This is a genomic window from Chroococcidiopsis thermalis PCC 7203 (genome assembly GCF_000317125.1).
GTDB classification, from domain to species: Bacteria; Cyanobacteriota; Cyanobacteriia; order Cyanobacteriales; family Chroococcidiopsidaceae; genus Chroococcidiopsis; species Chroococcidiopsis thermalis.
In genome coordinates, this window is record NC_019695.1 from 5,586,854 (window position 1) to 5,601,738 (window position 14,885).

Here is a 14,885-nt window from a genome sequence, read left to right on the forward strand (position 1 = left end):
AGCAACCTTTGACGATCTTCTAGTTGACTCGCTAGGCTAGACATACTTGAGAGAACGAAAATGGTCAACTTCAACTTTAACTTTGCGAGTATTTCGGGCATTGTCTTAGCTGTAGCTGGGGCAGCGCTATATTTCCTCCGCAACTTTCGCCCTGGATTGGCGCGAGATCACGACATTTTTTTTGCTGCGATCGGTTTAGTCTGTGGTTTCGTCCTGATTTTTCAAGGTTGGCGGTATGACCCAATTATGCAATTCGGTCAACTGCTGCTGACAGGAGGAACAATATTTTTTGCTGTAGAAAGCGTGAGGCTACGGAGCGTAGCTACAGAACAAGCTCGACGCAATACTCGAATTGTAGACGAAGAAAGACCCGTCAGCTCTGCATATCAATACGAAGCAGAGTTAGACGAATACGATCCTTTAGAGGAAGAACGCACGATCCCACGGCGGATTCGAGGGAGCAGAGATGGACGTTCCACGCGCACGGACGATTACGATCGCGAGTACGATCGCGAGGATGAAATCCCCCGACGCTATCGCCGCGATGAGGAAGAACCACCCCGCCGCTCGTCAAGCCGTAGCGGAACTGAAAGAATTGCACCTGCCGACCGAACTCGTACCAGCACCAGCAAGCGTCGTTCTCGTCCAGAATCTCGTCCCCTCCCGCCAGACACACAAGATGAAGATTGGAACGATTCAACTCAGGCAACTAGAGAAGATGACTGGGAAGAAAAAGTGACTCGTACCAGCAAGCCGCCTCGCTCCGGTAGTAACGGCTCCAGACGTGTGGAACCAGCGGATACAGAAGTGTCATCTAGACCCAGAAAACGTCGTCCGCCTCAAAATTCAGTTTACGGTCAAGATGATGTCCAAGTTCCAGCTTCCGATTATGTCGATTACAAGCCAATCGAGCGGTTTGACGACGATCGCGACAATTCGACTAATTTTGACGAGCCATAGTTTCGCACGGATGGCGACAGCATAGATGAAAAAATCTACGCTGAGACGGTGGCTGAAGTGGCTGTGTTGGACGCTCACTATAAGTATCTTGAGTTTGGCGATCGCAGCCTGTAGTCCTAGCGATCGCCAAGTTTGTTTGTCAGGCTTCCTGAATAGCCCTTATAGTGACGAACAACCAGCCTTGAGCGGTGATGGGCGTTGGTTGGCGTATGTCTCAAATCGCGATGGCAAGCACCGTTTACTGTTATACGATTTACAAGACCGCTGCCTCATTTCTCTACCGCGCATTCCCGCCGCAGCGATCGCAGAACATCCGAGCTTGAGTTATACGGGGCGCTATTTAACTTATTTAACTGGCGATCGCGGTAAACTTGTTTTGACACTATACGATCGCGCTACGCAACAAACGCAGATTGTCAGCCAGTGGTATCAGGCATGGGTGCGCAACCCCAGCATCAGTCCTGACGGGCGTTACATTGCCTTTGAAAGCAGTAAAAACGGGCAATGGGATATCGAAATTCTAGACCGAGGCGATCGCGTTGAGTTGGATATTCCAGATGGTACGATGACAGTTGTTAGGGAGTAGGGAGCAGTTATCAGTGACCAGTGACCAGTGACCAGTGACCAGTGACCAGTTAGTTATTTTATCTCCTCAGCTCCCTTGTCCCCCTTGTCTCCCTTGTCTCCCTTGTCCCCCTTGTCTCCCTTGTCCCCCTTGTCTCCCTTGTCCCCCTTGTCTCCCTTGTCTCCCTTGTCTCCCTCGTCTCCCTCGTCCCCCTTGTCTCCCTTGTCTTCCTCGCTCCTTGTCTCCCTTGTCTATCTGTTTCTCTCTATTGATATTGCTCCTAGTTAGTTTCCTGAGTGGCTGTAGCGGCTCTCCCCATCTTTTAAGCTATCCCTTCGATCTAGGGGGACGCAGCCTCAACAGTCCTGCCGCAGAATTGTCTCCGCGCGTTGCAGGTGAATACGTAGTGTTTACATCCGATCGCTTCGGGCGACAAGATGTTTATTTATTTAATTTGAAAACGAGTAGTCTCGTAAATCTGCCAGGGTTAAACTCTGTTGATGCGATCGCCTCCGATCCCGACTTATCAGCCGATGGTCGCTACATTGTGTTTACTAGTAGTAGGCGAGGTCAAGTTGGTATTTTTCTCTACGATCGCGAAACTCGCCAATTAAGGAATTTGACGGCAAATTTAGCAGCAGAAGTGCGCCACCCTACCATTAGCAACGATGGCAACAGGATTGCCTTTGAATCGAGCGCTAACGGTCAATGGGATATTTTAGTTTGCGATCGCGCTGGTAACTTGATTAACGTGCCGATGAACCCGCAGTGAACGGTTGTCAGGGGAGAGTGAGGAGTGAGGAGTGAGGAGCGAGGAGTGAGGGGTAAGAGAGTGGTGCATGTTTTAATTGCGACTTGCGACTTGTCTTGCTCCCTCAGCAACCTTGCGCTCCCGCAACTCTTTTATCCCCTTATACCCCTTGTCTTCGAGAGTCCCCTCACTCCTCACTCCTCGCTCCTTCTTTCACAGCTTCAATCAGCGATCGCACTTCTGCCACGCCTTCGGAAGGCTCGAATTTGAGCGGGAATTTGCCGCGTCCGAGCATTCGCAATCCTAAAGGTCCTAAACTGAGTAAGCCCCTAAGATCTCGCAGGTAATTTGATACAACGTGCAACCCAAACTTACGCTCGTCGATCCAGCCACCTTCTTTGACTAACTCGACTAAAACTTTACGGTGGCGGATGGAACGGCTATCGGCAGCATCTTTTAATGGTAAGATTTCCTGCTTGATCTGACTGATGCGATCCATCGGTGCAACATCCATTGGACAAACAGTGTTGCAGTAATAACAACGAGTGCAGCCCCAAACGCCTTGGGTTCCTTGGTTATACTTTTCTAACCGAGTTGCGGTTTCAGCATCGCGAGTATCTGCTACCATGCGGTATGCTTTGGCTAAAGCATGAGGACCGACAAAATCGGGATTGATTTCGCGAGCATTGCATTCAGAATAACAAGCACCACACATAATACAGTTACCCGTTCGATCTAATTGCGATCGCTCTGCTGGTGATTGCAAAAACTCCCGTTCTGGGATTTTTCTTGCCCCCGTGCTGACATAGGGATCGACTGCCTCTAGATGATTCCAAAAACTCTTCATATCTACTACCAGATCTTTGATGACTGGCATATTCCCCAAAGGAGAGATAATGATTTCTGGTGTCTTAACATCTCTATTCCTGCTCTCACCCGTGCTTAATTGCAGTCGGCTGACTTCGCTACCAATATTTTCTTTACAGGCTAGAGCCGAGCGACCATTAATTCGCATTCCACAACTACCACAAATAGTATTGCGACAATTTTTACGAAATGCTAAGCTACCATCTTGCTCCCACTTAATCTGATTTAAGCAGTCCAAGATTGTATTTCCTGGTTCTACCTCTAGCTGATAAGACTGAACGCGAGGCGCGGAATTTTCTGATTGTCGGATGATTTTAAATAGAACTTGCATTGCCATCAACTAAATTTTGTACATAGGAGCGATCGCGCTGATAAATCGTTGTTAACGCTACTTGACATTTAATCCATCCTTTCAAAGGAGATTTTGCTGTCTGGTTAGTTAAATTACTGCTCTGTAGTCGATCGCGCTGGAACTGCTTCTAGTCTAGAACGATCGACCTAAATCTGGTGGAATTTATCTAGCCCCAGGGTCAAGTTTCAGGTTTGTCAACCCCTTTTTTAAAAAAATATATTTTCCCTCTTTGTGGGCGCATGAGTCGCTGGTGCTAAAGAAATGAAGCTAGAGCAATTTCGTACTCGTAAAGGTCAGGGATTTTAGATTGATACCAATTTTATCTGCTCTGACAACAGATCCGATTCCCTGACCTCTTTAATGATTTGGGGGCTAGGCAGATCTCTTTTCTCGCCATAAATCAGTAGAAAGGGATGACCTCTTTCCTCCGATTTTACCTGTCTCGATCGAAATTTTTTTGGTTCTTTGCTGTGAAAGCTAAGCGCTTGCAACCATTTTTGGGAGTTAGATTCTGCTATGCCTAACCAAATTGTCCCCTTATGGCTAGCGTTTAGTTCAGTCTGCTACAGAAATGGGAAAAATTATTGATGTTTGTTGCATTTCCCAGTTAGAGTCCGAGGAGTGTCTGCTTGACTAAAAAACTTCGATGTTAGCGATCGAAGATTGTATATTTGGTAAGGTTGGTTAAAAAATTAAGATTAAATTTGCAAAGTTGAATTTAAAATGGGTAGTATCTAATTATGGAAAAAATTTTTGGAGAACAGGAGAGATTTGGACATACTTCTTCTATAAAATAAGAGATTAGCTACTTGGCAATTAGCCAGAGCAGTCGGCGATCGAAGATCGCATGTCAGTGGCAAATAAACAGCCTACAACTGACAAAGTGTAACTGATGGCTGAAAAAATCGCACAAACAATGTGCGACTAGCAAAGAGCAACTTGACGATAGACAAAAAGCAAACAGCTCAGTCAATATCTGTCAAGCAAACTTTACCCACTTTGGAGAACGTAAGGATATTTGGAGCGTGAGTACTGAAACTGCAACCCATCCATTAACTGGAAAAGCATTGCTGCAAAAGGTAAAAGAACTTTCTAACTTACCTAGACGAGAAAGAGCAAAAGCCTGTGGCTATTATACGGTCACAAAAAACAGCCAAACTCGCGTCAATTTAACCGATTTTTATGATGCCTTACTCGCAGCAAGGGGCATTCCTCTGAGTCCTGAAGGACCAAAAGATGGTCGCGGACGGGAACCAACCTATCGCGTCAGCGTACACAAAAACGGTCAAATTGTAATTGGTGCTACTTACACCGAAGCAATGGGCTTAAAGCCAGGTGATGAATTTGAGATTAAATTAGGTTACAAACACATTCACCTAATTCAACTCGATAGCGATAAAAGTAGAGACGATAACTTAGACGATGAAGACGACGAATAAAAATGGTCGTTGGTCAATTATCATTGGTTAGCCACCAGCAATCAATGGCAAGTGACCGATGACAAATTTTATCTGAGGCGTGCTAATCGCGGATCGTAGTAACTGCCAAATCTTAATGTCATTCCAGACAATTGCACCTGTATCGATGATACAGGTGACAGAATTTTTTCTAGTATGGACTGCTTGCTGGCTACCATTAGCAATTGGCTGCGCGATCGCAATTAAATGGCGACCGTCTCAACCAATTACAAGTGGACAAAAATTACCACTGCTTGCCTCACTTTACGCGATCGCGCCCTTGATTTTATGGCAAGCCAGCCAGATTTTGGCAGTACCTTTTACCGATTGGGGCTTCACCTGGAATTGGCATCTGTTAATTTCTAGTGGTGGGGGTTTTGTAATTGGCGCGATCGGTATTACTAGTTTATTTGCCGGACAAATAGCTCTTGGTTGGGTGAAATGGCAGCAATCCGAACCAAAAAAATCTAGACAAATTGCATCAGTTGTGCTGCTAACTTTACTATTAGCAGTGTGGATTAGCGGCACGGAAGAATTAATTTTTCGCGGCTTCGTTTTCACTCAACTAAAACACGACTTTTATTTAGGCTGGGCAGCTGCGATTTCCAGTCTAATTTTTGCTTTGTTACATCTAGTTTGGGAGCAAAAAGAAACATTGCCACAATTACCCGGACTGTGGTTAATGGGTATGGTGTTGGTGCTTGCCCGTTGGGTAGACAATGGAAGTTTGGGCTTAGCTTGGGGACTCCATGCGGGTTGGGTATGGGCGATCGCGTGTTTGGATACCTTACAAGTCGTAGATTATACGGGTAATGCAGCAGAATGGGTCACGGGGAAATATGGCAAGCCTTTGGCTGGTGTTGTAGGGTTACTATTTTTACTTGCAACAGGCACGCTTATTTGGTTATACAGAGTTTTTTACGCTTAAATAAAAGCGCGATCGCGCCAGGATGTTAAAACATGCAGAAGCTCGGGAAATGCTGCAAAGCGATCGTTAATACTATCATGTAGTATCCAACGTTCAAATTTTTATGTCACGCAAAGGCGCAAAGGCGCAAAGTGGCTTCTCGTAGAGTAGGCGTGAAGAAGATCGCTAAAGGTGTTTAGCTGTGATAATTGTAACTGGATTCAGAGGAGCAAAGCGGGTGAGTTGCGCTATGGGTACGGAACGGGAGAGTTGGACTTGCAATAATTGATATTCCCAGCTATTTTGATGCTTGAACCAGTCTAGAGCTGTACTGAGGTGTTCTAGGGTAGCAAGAGCAATGACTAAAACTCCGCCAGAAGATAAGCAGGAACAGGTTTCTAGAATAGAGGTTAAGTTACCACTGCTACCACCGATAAAAACGCGATCGCATCTAGGAAGATCCTGTAAGATTTCTGGAGCAGTACCGTAGATTGACATAACGTTTTTGACTCCGAATCGTTGGCAGTTTTGAGCAATTAACGTGCTACCAGCTGCCGTTTTTTCAATTGCGTAAATTTTACTAGTAGGAAATAAGCGAGCAATTTCAATCGAAACCGAACCAGTTCCCGCCCCAATATCCCATACAATTTGTTCGGGTTGCAGCGCCAGTTCGCCTAAAATCAACAGGCGTACTTCTCGTTTTGTCATCAATCCTGGGCGATCGCTAAAACTGAGAAATAAACGATCTGGTATCCCTAGTTGCGGTAAGTTGGCTAAGTTCAGTTGCAGTTCTGACTCGGATTGGCGGAGTAAGACAACAATATTTAAAGGTGCAAAAGACAGATTGTCTGTAGAAACGTTACAGTTAATCTCTCGACATACTTCGTCCTCGCTACCCAAATTTTCGCATACCCAAAGTTTGTATCGAGCGAGTAAATCTAGCGATACTAATAGACGAGCGATCGCATGAGGGTTATTTGTGTTATCCGTCAATACGGCAATCTTCTCTACCCCTTGCTGCAACGCCTGAATTAATTCATCTAGCGATCGCCCGTGAGCGCTGATCGCTCTAGCATCTTGCCAGGGAACTTTGAGCCGATTAAATGCTAACTGGATTGAGCTGAGGTGGGGATGAAAAGTTAGGTGTTCTGGTGGGAGTTCCGCGAGTAGCAATCGCCCTAAACCAAAAAATAACGGATCGCCCGATACTAAAATTACAATACCATCTTTCCCATCTGCTAAATAACGGCGAATTTGAGCGATCGCTTCGATGAAATCTCCTAGTATCAGGCGTGGTGCTGGGTGGTGTGGGAAGTAATTTAAATGGCGATCGCTCCCTACAAGTAATTTTGCCTTCACAACCAATTGACGTAGTGAATCAACTAGTCCCTCAGTTCCATCTAATCCAATGCCAATTACGTGTATTGGTGTCATTTAATAATTATCAGTTGACAGCGATCGGCGATCGGTAGAAAGTGGTGCGTGGCGTGGGAAATACTGACGACTTACGACTGACGATTTACGACTTACGACTCCCGTTCTAATGCCAACATAATTAAAGCATTTAAGATCGCAGCAGCGATGGAGGAACCTCCTTTGCGTCCTTCTACACGAATTTGATTGACTGGGGAGCGAGCTAATGCAGCCTTAGATTCAACTACTGAGATAAAACCTACTGGCGCACCAATTACCAAAGCTGGTAGCGTACTGGCGCTTTCTAATTCTTGACATAAAGCTAAAAGCGCTGTGGGAGCATTACCGATCGCAAAAATTGCTGTAGGAAACTTTTCATAAGACTTGATTAATCCTGTTTCCGTGCGGGTTTTGCCTGGAAGAGCTACTTCAACTCCTTCTACAGCACTAATGAGTGGATTATCAAAAGTTTTTCTGAGCAAATTCACTACACCCTGTTTCACCATTCCTACATCAGTAATAATCGGCACGCGATCGCGAACTGCCTGAATTCCTGCTTCAATGGCGTTGGGACTAAAACAAATCAAATGCTGAAACTCAAAATCAGCCGTACTATGAATTACCCGTCTGACGATCGCATACTCAGCCGGACTAAATTTATCTTTATACGTGCCAATTTCGCGATCGATAACCGCAAAACTCTGCGTCATGATGGGATGGATAGGGAAGTTCACACTTGTCAGCTATCAGTTATCAGTTATCGTAGGGGCGGGTTTAGCCAATAGATTAACAGTTAAAACAGTAGATCGGGAGTCAAAACCCGCCCGTACAGACGTTACTTTGTAGAGACGTTACATGTAACGTCTCTACAAAGTAACGTCTGTACAAAACTAGTTCCACCATAAAACAAGTTTACTCCACTGAAACCATACTTCTAATTTGATTTGGTCAATGTGCGACGATCGAGATGCTAGAGTATGCCAATTATCGTGCATCGATTTGTAGTGACCAATGACTAATGACTAATGACGAATTATGCCAATCTACTTCTACTGGGGTGAAGATGAGTTTTCGTTACAACAAGCAGTTAATGGCTTGCGCGATCGCTGCCTCGATCCAAATTGGATGAGTTTTAACTACACGCAAATTCCGCCTACACAATCAGATGCTCTAATTCAGGGATTCAATCAAGCGATGACACCACCATTTGGGATGGGTAGTCGTCTTGTTTGGCTGGTGGATACCACTGTTTGTCAAAATTGTTCGGATGACTTATTGGCTGAACTAAAACGCACCCTACCAGCTATTCCCGAGACTTCAATTTTGTTACTGACAAGTCGCAATAAACCGGATGGCAGGCTGAAATCGACTAAACTTTTCCAAGAACATGCCGAAGTGCAGGAATTTGCGCTGATTCCACCGTGGAAAACAGATTTACTGCTTCAGCAGGTACGACAAGCCGCTCAAAGTTTGGGGGTGAAGCTCACTCCCAGTGCAGTAGAAGCGATCGTTGAATCTGTAGGAAATGATACGCGACTGCTTTATAACGAACTGGAAAAGCTCAAACTCTATGCAGGTGAGAATTCTCCACCCATAGGCGAGAGTATTGTAGCAGACTTGGTTAAATTCAATACTCAAAATAGCTTAAAGCTAGCAGAAGCAATTCGTCAGGGAGATACAAACAAAACTTTGATTCTCATCGGGCAGTTGATCGGTCGCAACGAACCCGTACTCAAAATCGTGGCAACGTTGATCGGACAGTTTCGGACTTGGCTATGGGTAAAGCTAATGTTAGAACGAGGCGAAAACTCGGAACAACAGATCGCTCAAGCAGCAGAAATTAGCAATCCTAAACGAGTATTTATTCTCAAGCGAGAAGTGATGCAGATTTCTACACAGCAACTGATCGCTGCTTTACCCGTCTTGCTGGAATTAGAAGTGAGCTTGAAACAAGGTGCAGAACAAATAACGACGTTGCAAACAAAAGCGATCGCCCTTTGCCAGATTTTTTCATCATCTAACAGCTAGCTGTAAGCTGGAATAAAGCGCAGTGAGAAATGGCTGGAACTTCTAACTCTGAAAATGATTCAAAAGAACTGATGCCTCCGGTATGACATTTTCTGCCAACATAAAATATGACTAAATTTTGCTATCTCTATTTACTGACCAACTTCAACCGGATGTTATCGCGATCGCTGCTGATTGGGGCAATTAGCGCGTTGAGTGTAGTTGCTGGACTACCCGATCTGCACAATTTCAGCAATCTCAACTTCAGCACTGCTGCATCTGCTCAAGACTTCAGCGAAGCAGAAGTTAACAATTATGCTAGGGCTGTTTTGGAGGCAGAACCAGTCCGCCAAACGGCTTTAACCGATCTCAAACAAAGTATGGGTTCTGAAGAGTTACCCCGCATTGCGTGCGATCGCGAAGATAGCATCTCTAACCTACCAGATAACGCTCGCAGTATTGCCAAAGGCTATTGCTCGCAGTATGAATCAATTGTGAAAAAATACTTTAGTTCTTTTGAAGAATTTAATCAAATTACCAAAACAGTCCAAAATAATCCCGATTTAAGACAGCGAATTCAAGATGAAATGCTGCGATTACAAGGTAGCCCTTAACGAATTCGGAATTCGGAATTCGGAATTTGGAATTCGGAATTCGTAAGTAGAGAATTAACTGCTCCCTGCTCCCTGCTCCCTACTCCCTGATAACTGATAACTGATGTTAACTATAACCGATCGCTTACCAGCTATTAACAGTGCTGTCAATGCTTTTACCTTGGTGCTGACGGCGGAGGAACGTACGAAAAGCCGCCATCGCTTTGAAACTGAGGAAGGAGAAACGGTATTTCTACGTTTACCCAGAGGAACGGTATTGCGGGATGGAGATATGTTGCGATCGGATAATGGCGAATATTTGATTTTAGTCAAGGCAAAATCAGAACTAGTCTTGACGGTCACAGCAGCTACATCTTTAGATTTACTGAGGGCTGCATATCATTTGGGTAATCGTCACGTACCCTTAGAAATTGGTACTAACTATCTTCGCTTATCTCCCGATCCAGTATTGCAAGCAATGTTAGAACATCTGGGAGTCATCGTAATAGAAGAAAACGCTCCATTTCAGCCTGAAGTTGGCGCGTATGGACACCATTAGGAATTCGGAATGCGGAATTTGGAATTCGGAATTAGCACTATTAAGTTTGCTGCAATTGGCGAGTCCGGCTTTACCAGTAGGGGCTTATAGTTATTCTGAGGGTATAGAAACGCTGGTAGAATGGGGGGCGATCGCAGATGCTCAAAGTTTGCAACATTGGTTAGAACGGGAATTGCATTTTGGCGCAATTCGGATTGAAGCGGCGATGACGATCAGAGCATATAATGCTGTTTTGGCAAGCAATTTAACAAATTTAAATTATTGGAATAGTTGGCTATCGGCGGCGCGGGAAACGGAAGAGTTGCGTAATTCTAGTTGGCAAATGGGGCGATCGCTGGTGCGGTTGTTGTTGGAACTCCAGCCACAGTTAGAATCTATATTTAATGCAGTAGGTCATTCAGTGAATTATGCGATCGCCTTTGGAGTGGCTGCGCATTGCTGGCAAATTTCCCCAGAAACTGCTGTTTTAGGTTATTTACATAGTTGGGCGACAAATTTAGTTACTGCTGGGATTAAACTGATTCCCCTCGGACAAACTGCCGGACAACAGATTTTAATTAATTTACAAGCTCATATAGTTGATGCAGCTGCTCGGATTTCAGTCTTAACTGATGACGAATTGAGTAGTTGTAGCTGGGGTTTATCGCTGGCTAGTATGGCACACGAAACTCAATATACGCGCTTATTTCGGAGTTAATCGAAGAATTAATATGAGCGATCGCGATCGAATCTATGAGAGGGTAGCACGACATTATAACGATACAGGTTTTGAGTTTGAATCAGCACGTTTGTCGCAACATTTTCCAATTGAGTTTGCTATTACTTCTCGTTATCTAAATCGATGGATATCTGACAATGCAACTGTTGCTGATATTGGTGTTGGTGTCGGTCATTATGCAGAATTGTTGGCAAGCCGAGGCTGTTGTATCTACTTAGTTGACATCTCGCAACGCCTACTCGACGCTACCTATACCAGGCTTAAAGCTATTGGGCTGCACGAAAGAATACTGGGAATGCATTGCACTTCGGCAACTCAGTTAGACTGTTTAAATGTAGAATTCGATGCAGTACTTTTGCTGGGTCCTCTCTATCATTTATGTTCTATTGAAGAAAGACAACAACCTGTTAAGGCAGCAGCTAAAATCCTAAAACCAGAAGGTTTGCTATTCGCAGCTGGGATTAACCGCCTAACATACTTTAGAGAACTATTTCGTACCGCACCCGAACTCGTATTAACCCGTAAAGACTTCCATCAGCAGTTATTACAAGATGGTAATATCGATCCTACACACGCACCACCGCTTGGCTATGGTCATCTGACGACGAGCGAAGAGTTTCACCAGTTATTTAAATCTGATTTTCAGACTGTCACTTTAACAGGGGTAGAATCTTTTGCTAGCCCTTGGCAGAACTCCTTTAACAATCTTGCGCCAGCAGCAGCAGAAGCCTGGTTAGATTTAATCGAGACGACGGGAACTACCGCAGAAGGACTAGGAATGACAGATCATTTTCTCTATGTCGGCAGGAAGAAAGCAGAAAATTCATAATAAGAAATGAAAAATAGCGATCGCCCCAATTCCTGATCCCAGCCACAAGAGAAAACAATACCGCGTCAGTTGTAAGGCTTGCCGAACTTTTTCTCTAGTAATGGGATAAATCGGTTCTCCCAGTAAAGGCTTTTGCTTGGCTACTCCTCGATACCAATTCGTTCCTCCTAGTTGTACGCCTAAGACAGCTGCATAAGCGCATTCACTCCAACCTGAATTAGGACTGGGATCTTTAATTGCATCTCGCTGACACATTTGCCATACATACAAAGGCTTAAGCGATCGCAATGCGAGAGATAAAACTGTCAAACGACAAGGCAACCACGTCAATCGGTCTTCCAATTTAGCGCTAAATCTACCTAAATGAGTGTATGGTGCTTCTCGATAACCTACCATCGAATCAAGAGTACTTGCTGCTTTGTATGCCAAGGGCAGAAACGCCACATTTGTATATGGTATGAAGGCAGAGGCGATCGCGTAAAATAAGGGAGCCATCACCCCGTCAGTGGCATTTTCCGCTACTGTTTCTAAGACTGCTCTCAAAATTTCTAGTGCTGAGAGTTCTTGCGTATCTCTACCAACATAAAGACTTAATTTCGCTCTGGCTTGTACTAAATCGCCAGCTGCCAAAGGTTGCAAGACATCTTCTGCTGCTGTTCTGAGACTGCGAAGTGCAAAACAACTGGCTAATAAAATGCTATCTGTCACTAGACCCAATAATGGATGTACTTGGCTAGCAGCATAAACCAATAACCAGCTAACAGCACCACTGCCAAGAATTAATCCTAATCCTAAAACCACACCCGCCCAGTAGAGCGATCGCTCGGATTTCAAATATTTGAATGCGAAATAATTAAACTGAGCAATTAGCCATCCCATCACCCGCACCGGATGTGGAAAACCCCAAGGATCGCCAATTAAGTAGTCTAAAACTGCGGCGATGAGAAGAGGGCTGGGGGAACTGGGGACAAAATTCAAAATTCAAAATTCAAAATTGGGACAAGGAAGACAAGGGAGACAAGGGGCTTCAGGTGCAACTACCAACTACCAATTACCAACTACCAACTACCAATTACCCACATCATACTCATTCCTCGCTTCTCACTCCTAAACCACAAAATTTGTTTCTTCTCCTTGAGCGGCTTGCCAACTACGGGCATCGTAGTAGAGATCGGCAAGAGTAATACTATACAATGCTTCTCTCATTTTTTGATGCAATCGTTGCCAGAGCGTAAAAGTGACCCAATCTTCTGCTTGTCCTGGTTCTGGTTGATGGTGGGGCAAAGGTTCGATAGTTTCTCCGACAGCAGCGAGAATTTCACCTAATGAAATTGCCGCAGGCGATCGCGCTAATTTGTATCCTCCTTGAACTCCCCGCACCGATGTTACTAATCCTGCTCGTCGCATTTCAATCAGTAATTTCTCTAAATAAGGAGCAGGAATTTCTTGCCGAGCGGCAATTGCTTTAACTGCTACCGGAGTGTAATTTGGTTGCAGGCTCAGATCGAGCAATGCTTTAACGCTGTAGTGACCCCTAGTTGTCAGTTTCATTTCTCAGTTATCATTTCTCAGTTATCAGTTATCAGTGAGTGATGAGTCATTAATTGCGACTTGCAACTTGCGGCTTGGAGACTTTTGACTTTTGGCTTTTGACTTTTGACTTCTATCGCCCACTCTTTTTATATTTAGAGAAAATTACTTTACACATTGATGCGTGCAGCAAAAATCACGTAGTTGTCTTTTGGGGGAGAGCAATTTTTCAGTTTAATTACCTACTGAGGGTAGATAAATAGACGAAGTCACTCGTTCCCGAACGAATAAATTTTCCCGAAGATGACGATCGCGATCGCTACCACACAACCAACAGTACTTCAGTCAGTTTTTGCCGATGCTATTTCCTGGGGATGATTCGATTGGATCGGGGATTGACAAAGTTCGGACAGTTATTAGGATGATTCATACTATTTTCAATCAAAAAAAATTTCAAAATTAAGATCGAAAAGCTGAAAGAATTACTATAATCAGTGTATTATAGTTAGCTAAGCTGATATAAAGCTAAATTAAACTAAATCATAGCTTCAGTTAGCTGACAATCAAAACTGTAAACCACCTGCTCCAGTTAAAACAGAACTAAGTTGATGAATAAAAAGAAAAAGATCGAGCCTCTAGCCGGAGAAGCACTGCTCAAGAAAGTCAAAGAGCTAGATAGCCTGAGTAAAGAAGAAAAGGCAAAGGAATGCGGCTACTACACGACTACCAAAAATGGTGTAGAGCGTGTCAATATGATGAAGTTTCTCAACGCGCTAATAGATGCGGAAGGCATTGAATTAGATAGTACTTCCAACTCAAATGGGCGTGGCGGACGTAGTGCCAGCTACCGCATTAGCGTTCAATCGAACGGTAATTTGCTAATTGGTTCGGCATATACGAAGCAAATGGGTCTACAACAAGGAGATGAATTTGTCATCACTCTAGGGAAAAAACACATTCATCTCAAGCAAATAGATGGAGCAAAAGAAGACGTAGAGGCTACAGCTTGAGATTTAGGGGACGCGATCGCATCCAAATCGATCTGCTATTTCGTCAGACTTCAAGCTCAATTTTATCAGCAGCAAACAGTACCTCAAGTTTTGCTAGAAAAGCGCTTTTTGAGAGTTGCAGAGTTAGTTTTTCACCCGAAAGTAAAGCTAGCGGGTGAAAAACTAAGCTGTTCGACTTGTAAGAGTGCGATAACTTTATTGAGTTACTTAGGCGGGTACTTATCGAGATCCCATTGGAGAAACGCAGCTTAACAAACTTGCCACCAGAGGCAAGCAATTTATTGTTAAGGTTTCCTGACTAGAACTGATAAAGCCCGCCACTATATTTTCGATCGCAAGTTCAATTTGCGATTGACAGGACGTTGAC

16 protein-coding genes are annotated in these 14,885 nt (G+C 44.3%); 11 read left to right on the forward strand and 5 right to left on the reverse strand.

The window, feature by feature from the left end:
- The first annotated feature begins 60 nt into the window (after window positions 1–60).
- The 3 genes from CHRO_RS24350 (at window position 61) to CHRO_RS24360 (ending at window position 2,297) form a co-directional block, all read left to right on the forward strand.
- Window positions 61–960: a Ycf66 family protein gene (locus CHRO_RS24350; RefSeq protein ID WP_015156887.1), complete on the forward strand. Its 900-nt coding sequence runs from the start codon at window positions 61–63 to the stop codon at window positions 958–960.
- 25 nt (window positions 961–985) lie between these two features.
- On the forward strand, window positions 986–1,546 hold the full coding sequence (locus tag CHRO_RS24355; protein WP_015156888.1) for a TolB family protein: 561 nt from the start codon (window positions 986–988) through the stop codon (window positions 1,544–1,546).
- Window positions 1,547–1,796: 250 nt separating this feature from the next.
- The gene (locus CHRO_RS24360) at window positions 1,797–2,297 is read left to right on the forward strand and encodes a TolB family protein (RefSeq protein ID WP_373425476.1); all 501 of its coding nucleotides are present in this window, start codon (window positions 1,797–1,799) and stop codon (window positions 2,295–2,297) included.
- Between the two features lie 166 nt (window positions 2,298–2,463).
- On the opposite strand, the gene CHRO_RS24365 is transcribed toward CHRO_RS24360, so the two are convergent.
- The gene (locus CHRO_RS24365) at window positions 2,464–3,474 is read right to left on the reverse strand and encodes a succinate dehydrogenase/fumarate reductase iron-sulfur subunit (protein WP_084739233.1); all 1,011 of its coding nucleotides are present in this window, start codon (window positions 3,472–3,474) and stop codon (window positions 2,464–2,466) included.
- A 1,046-nt stretch (window positions 3,475–4,520) separates the two neighbouring features.
- Here CHRO_RS24365 and CHRO_RS24370 point away from each other — a divergent pair.
- Entirely contained in the window at window positions 4,521–4,934 is a 414-nt protein-coding gene (locus CHRO_RS24370; protein ID WP_015156891.1) for an AbrB family transcriptional regulator, read from the forward strand.
- A gap of 115 nt (window positions 4,935–5,049) precedes the next feature.
- Window positions 5,050–5,880: a CPBP family intramembrane glutamic endopeptidase gene (locus CHRO_RS24375; protein ID WP_051033300.1), complete on the forward strand. Its 831-nt coding sequence runs from the start codon at window positions 5,050–5,052 to the stop codon at window positions 5,878–5,880.
- A 165-nt stretch (window positions 5,881–6,045) separates the two neighbouring features.
- Here CHRO_RS24375 and CHRO_RS24380 read toward each other — a convergent pair whose 3' ends face one another.
- Both CHRO_RS24380 and CHRO_RS24385 read right to left on the reverse strand, forming a co-directional pair.
- Window positions 6,046–7,293, reverse strand: coding sequence for a bifunctional cobalt-precorrin-7 (C(5))-methyltransferase/cobalt-precorrin-6B (C(15))-methyltransferase (locus CHRO_RS24380; protein WP_015156893.1), 1,248 nt, complete (start codon window positions 7,291–7,293; stop codon window positions 6,046–6,048).
- Window positions 7,294–7,385: 92 nt separating this feature from the next.
- On the reverse strand, window positions 7,386–8,006 hold the full coding sequence (locus tag CHRO_RS24385; protein WP_015156894.1) for a precorrin-8X methylmutase: 621 nt from the start codon (window positions 8,004–8,006) through the stop codon (window positions 7,386–7,388).
- 301 nt (window positions 8,007–8,307) lie between these two features.
- Between CHRO_RS24385 and holA the strand changes: the two genes are divergently transcribed.
- From holA to CHRO_RS24410, 5 genes are all read left to right on the forward strand, one after another.
- Window positions 8,308–9,300, forward strand: a complete 993-nt coding sequence (gene holA, locus CHRO_RS24390; RefSeq protein WP_015156895.1) for a DNA polymerase III subunit delta — start codon at window positions 8,308–8,310, stop codon at window positions 9,298–9,300.
- A 107-nt stretch (window positions 9,301–9,407) separates the two neighbouring features.
- Window positions 9,408–9,893: a DUF4168 domain-containing protein gene (locus tag CHRO_RS24395; protein WP_015156896.1), complete on the forward strand. Its 486-nt coding sequence runs from the start codon at window positions 9,408–9,410 to the stop codon at window positions 9,891–9,893.
- Between the two features lie 103 nt (window positions 9,894–9,996).
- Window positions 9,997–10,431: an urease accessory protein UreE gene (gene ureE / locus CHRO_RS24400; protein WP_015156897.1), complete on the forward strand. Its 435-nt coding sequence runs from the start codon at window positions 9,997–9,999 to the stop codon at window positions 10,429–10,431.
- Window positions 10,418–11,128 carry an urease accessory protein UreF gene (locus CHRO_RS24405; RefSeq protein WP_015156898.1) on the forward strand — a complete coding sequence of 237 codons (711 nt, stop codon included), beginning with the start codon at window positions 10,418–10,420 and terminating at the stop codon, window positions 11,126–11,128. The genes ureE and CHRO_RS24405 overlap by 14 nt, the downstream gene beginning before the upstream one ends.
- A gap of 13 nt (window positions 11,129–11,141) precedes the next feature.
- Window positions 11,142–11,978, forward strand: a complete 837-nt coding sequence (locus tag CHRO_RS24410) for a class I SAM-dependent methyltransferase (RefSeq protein ID WP_015156899.1) — start codon at window positions 11,142–11,144, stop codon at window positions 11,976–11,978.
- Here the strand turns inward: CHRO_RS24410 and cbiB are convergent.
- Both cbiB and CHRO_RS24420 read right to left on the reverse strand, forming a co-directional pair.
- A complete protein-coding gene (gene cbiB / locus CHRO_RS24415) occupies window positions 11,973–12,956 on the reverse strand; it encodes an adenosylcobinamide-phosphate synthase CbiB (protein WP_015156900.1) in 984 nt (327 codons plus the stop codon). The genes CHRO_RS24410 and cbiB overlap by 6 nt on opposite strands.
- 129 nt (window positions 12,957–13,085) lie before the next feature.
- Complete coding sequence (locus CHRO_RS24420; RefSeq protein WP_015156901.1) at window positions 13,086–13,529, reverse strand: Rrf2 family transcriptional regulator; 444 nt, start codon at window positions 13,527–13,529, stop codon at window positions 13,086–13,088.
- A 587-nt stretch (window positions 13,530–14,116) separates the two neighbouring features.
- Between CHRO_RS24420 and CHRO_RS24425 the strand changes: the two genes are divergently transcribed.
- Window positions 14,117–14,518, forward strand: coding sequence for an AbrB family transcriptional regulator (locus CHRO_RS24425; protein WP_015156902.1), 402 nt, complete (start codon window positions 14,117–14,119; stop codon window positions 14,516–14,518).
- The last annotated feature ends 367 nt before the right edge of the window (window positions 14,519–14,885 follow it).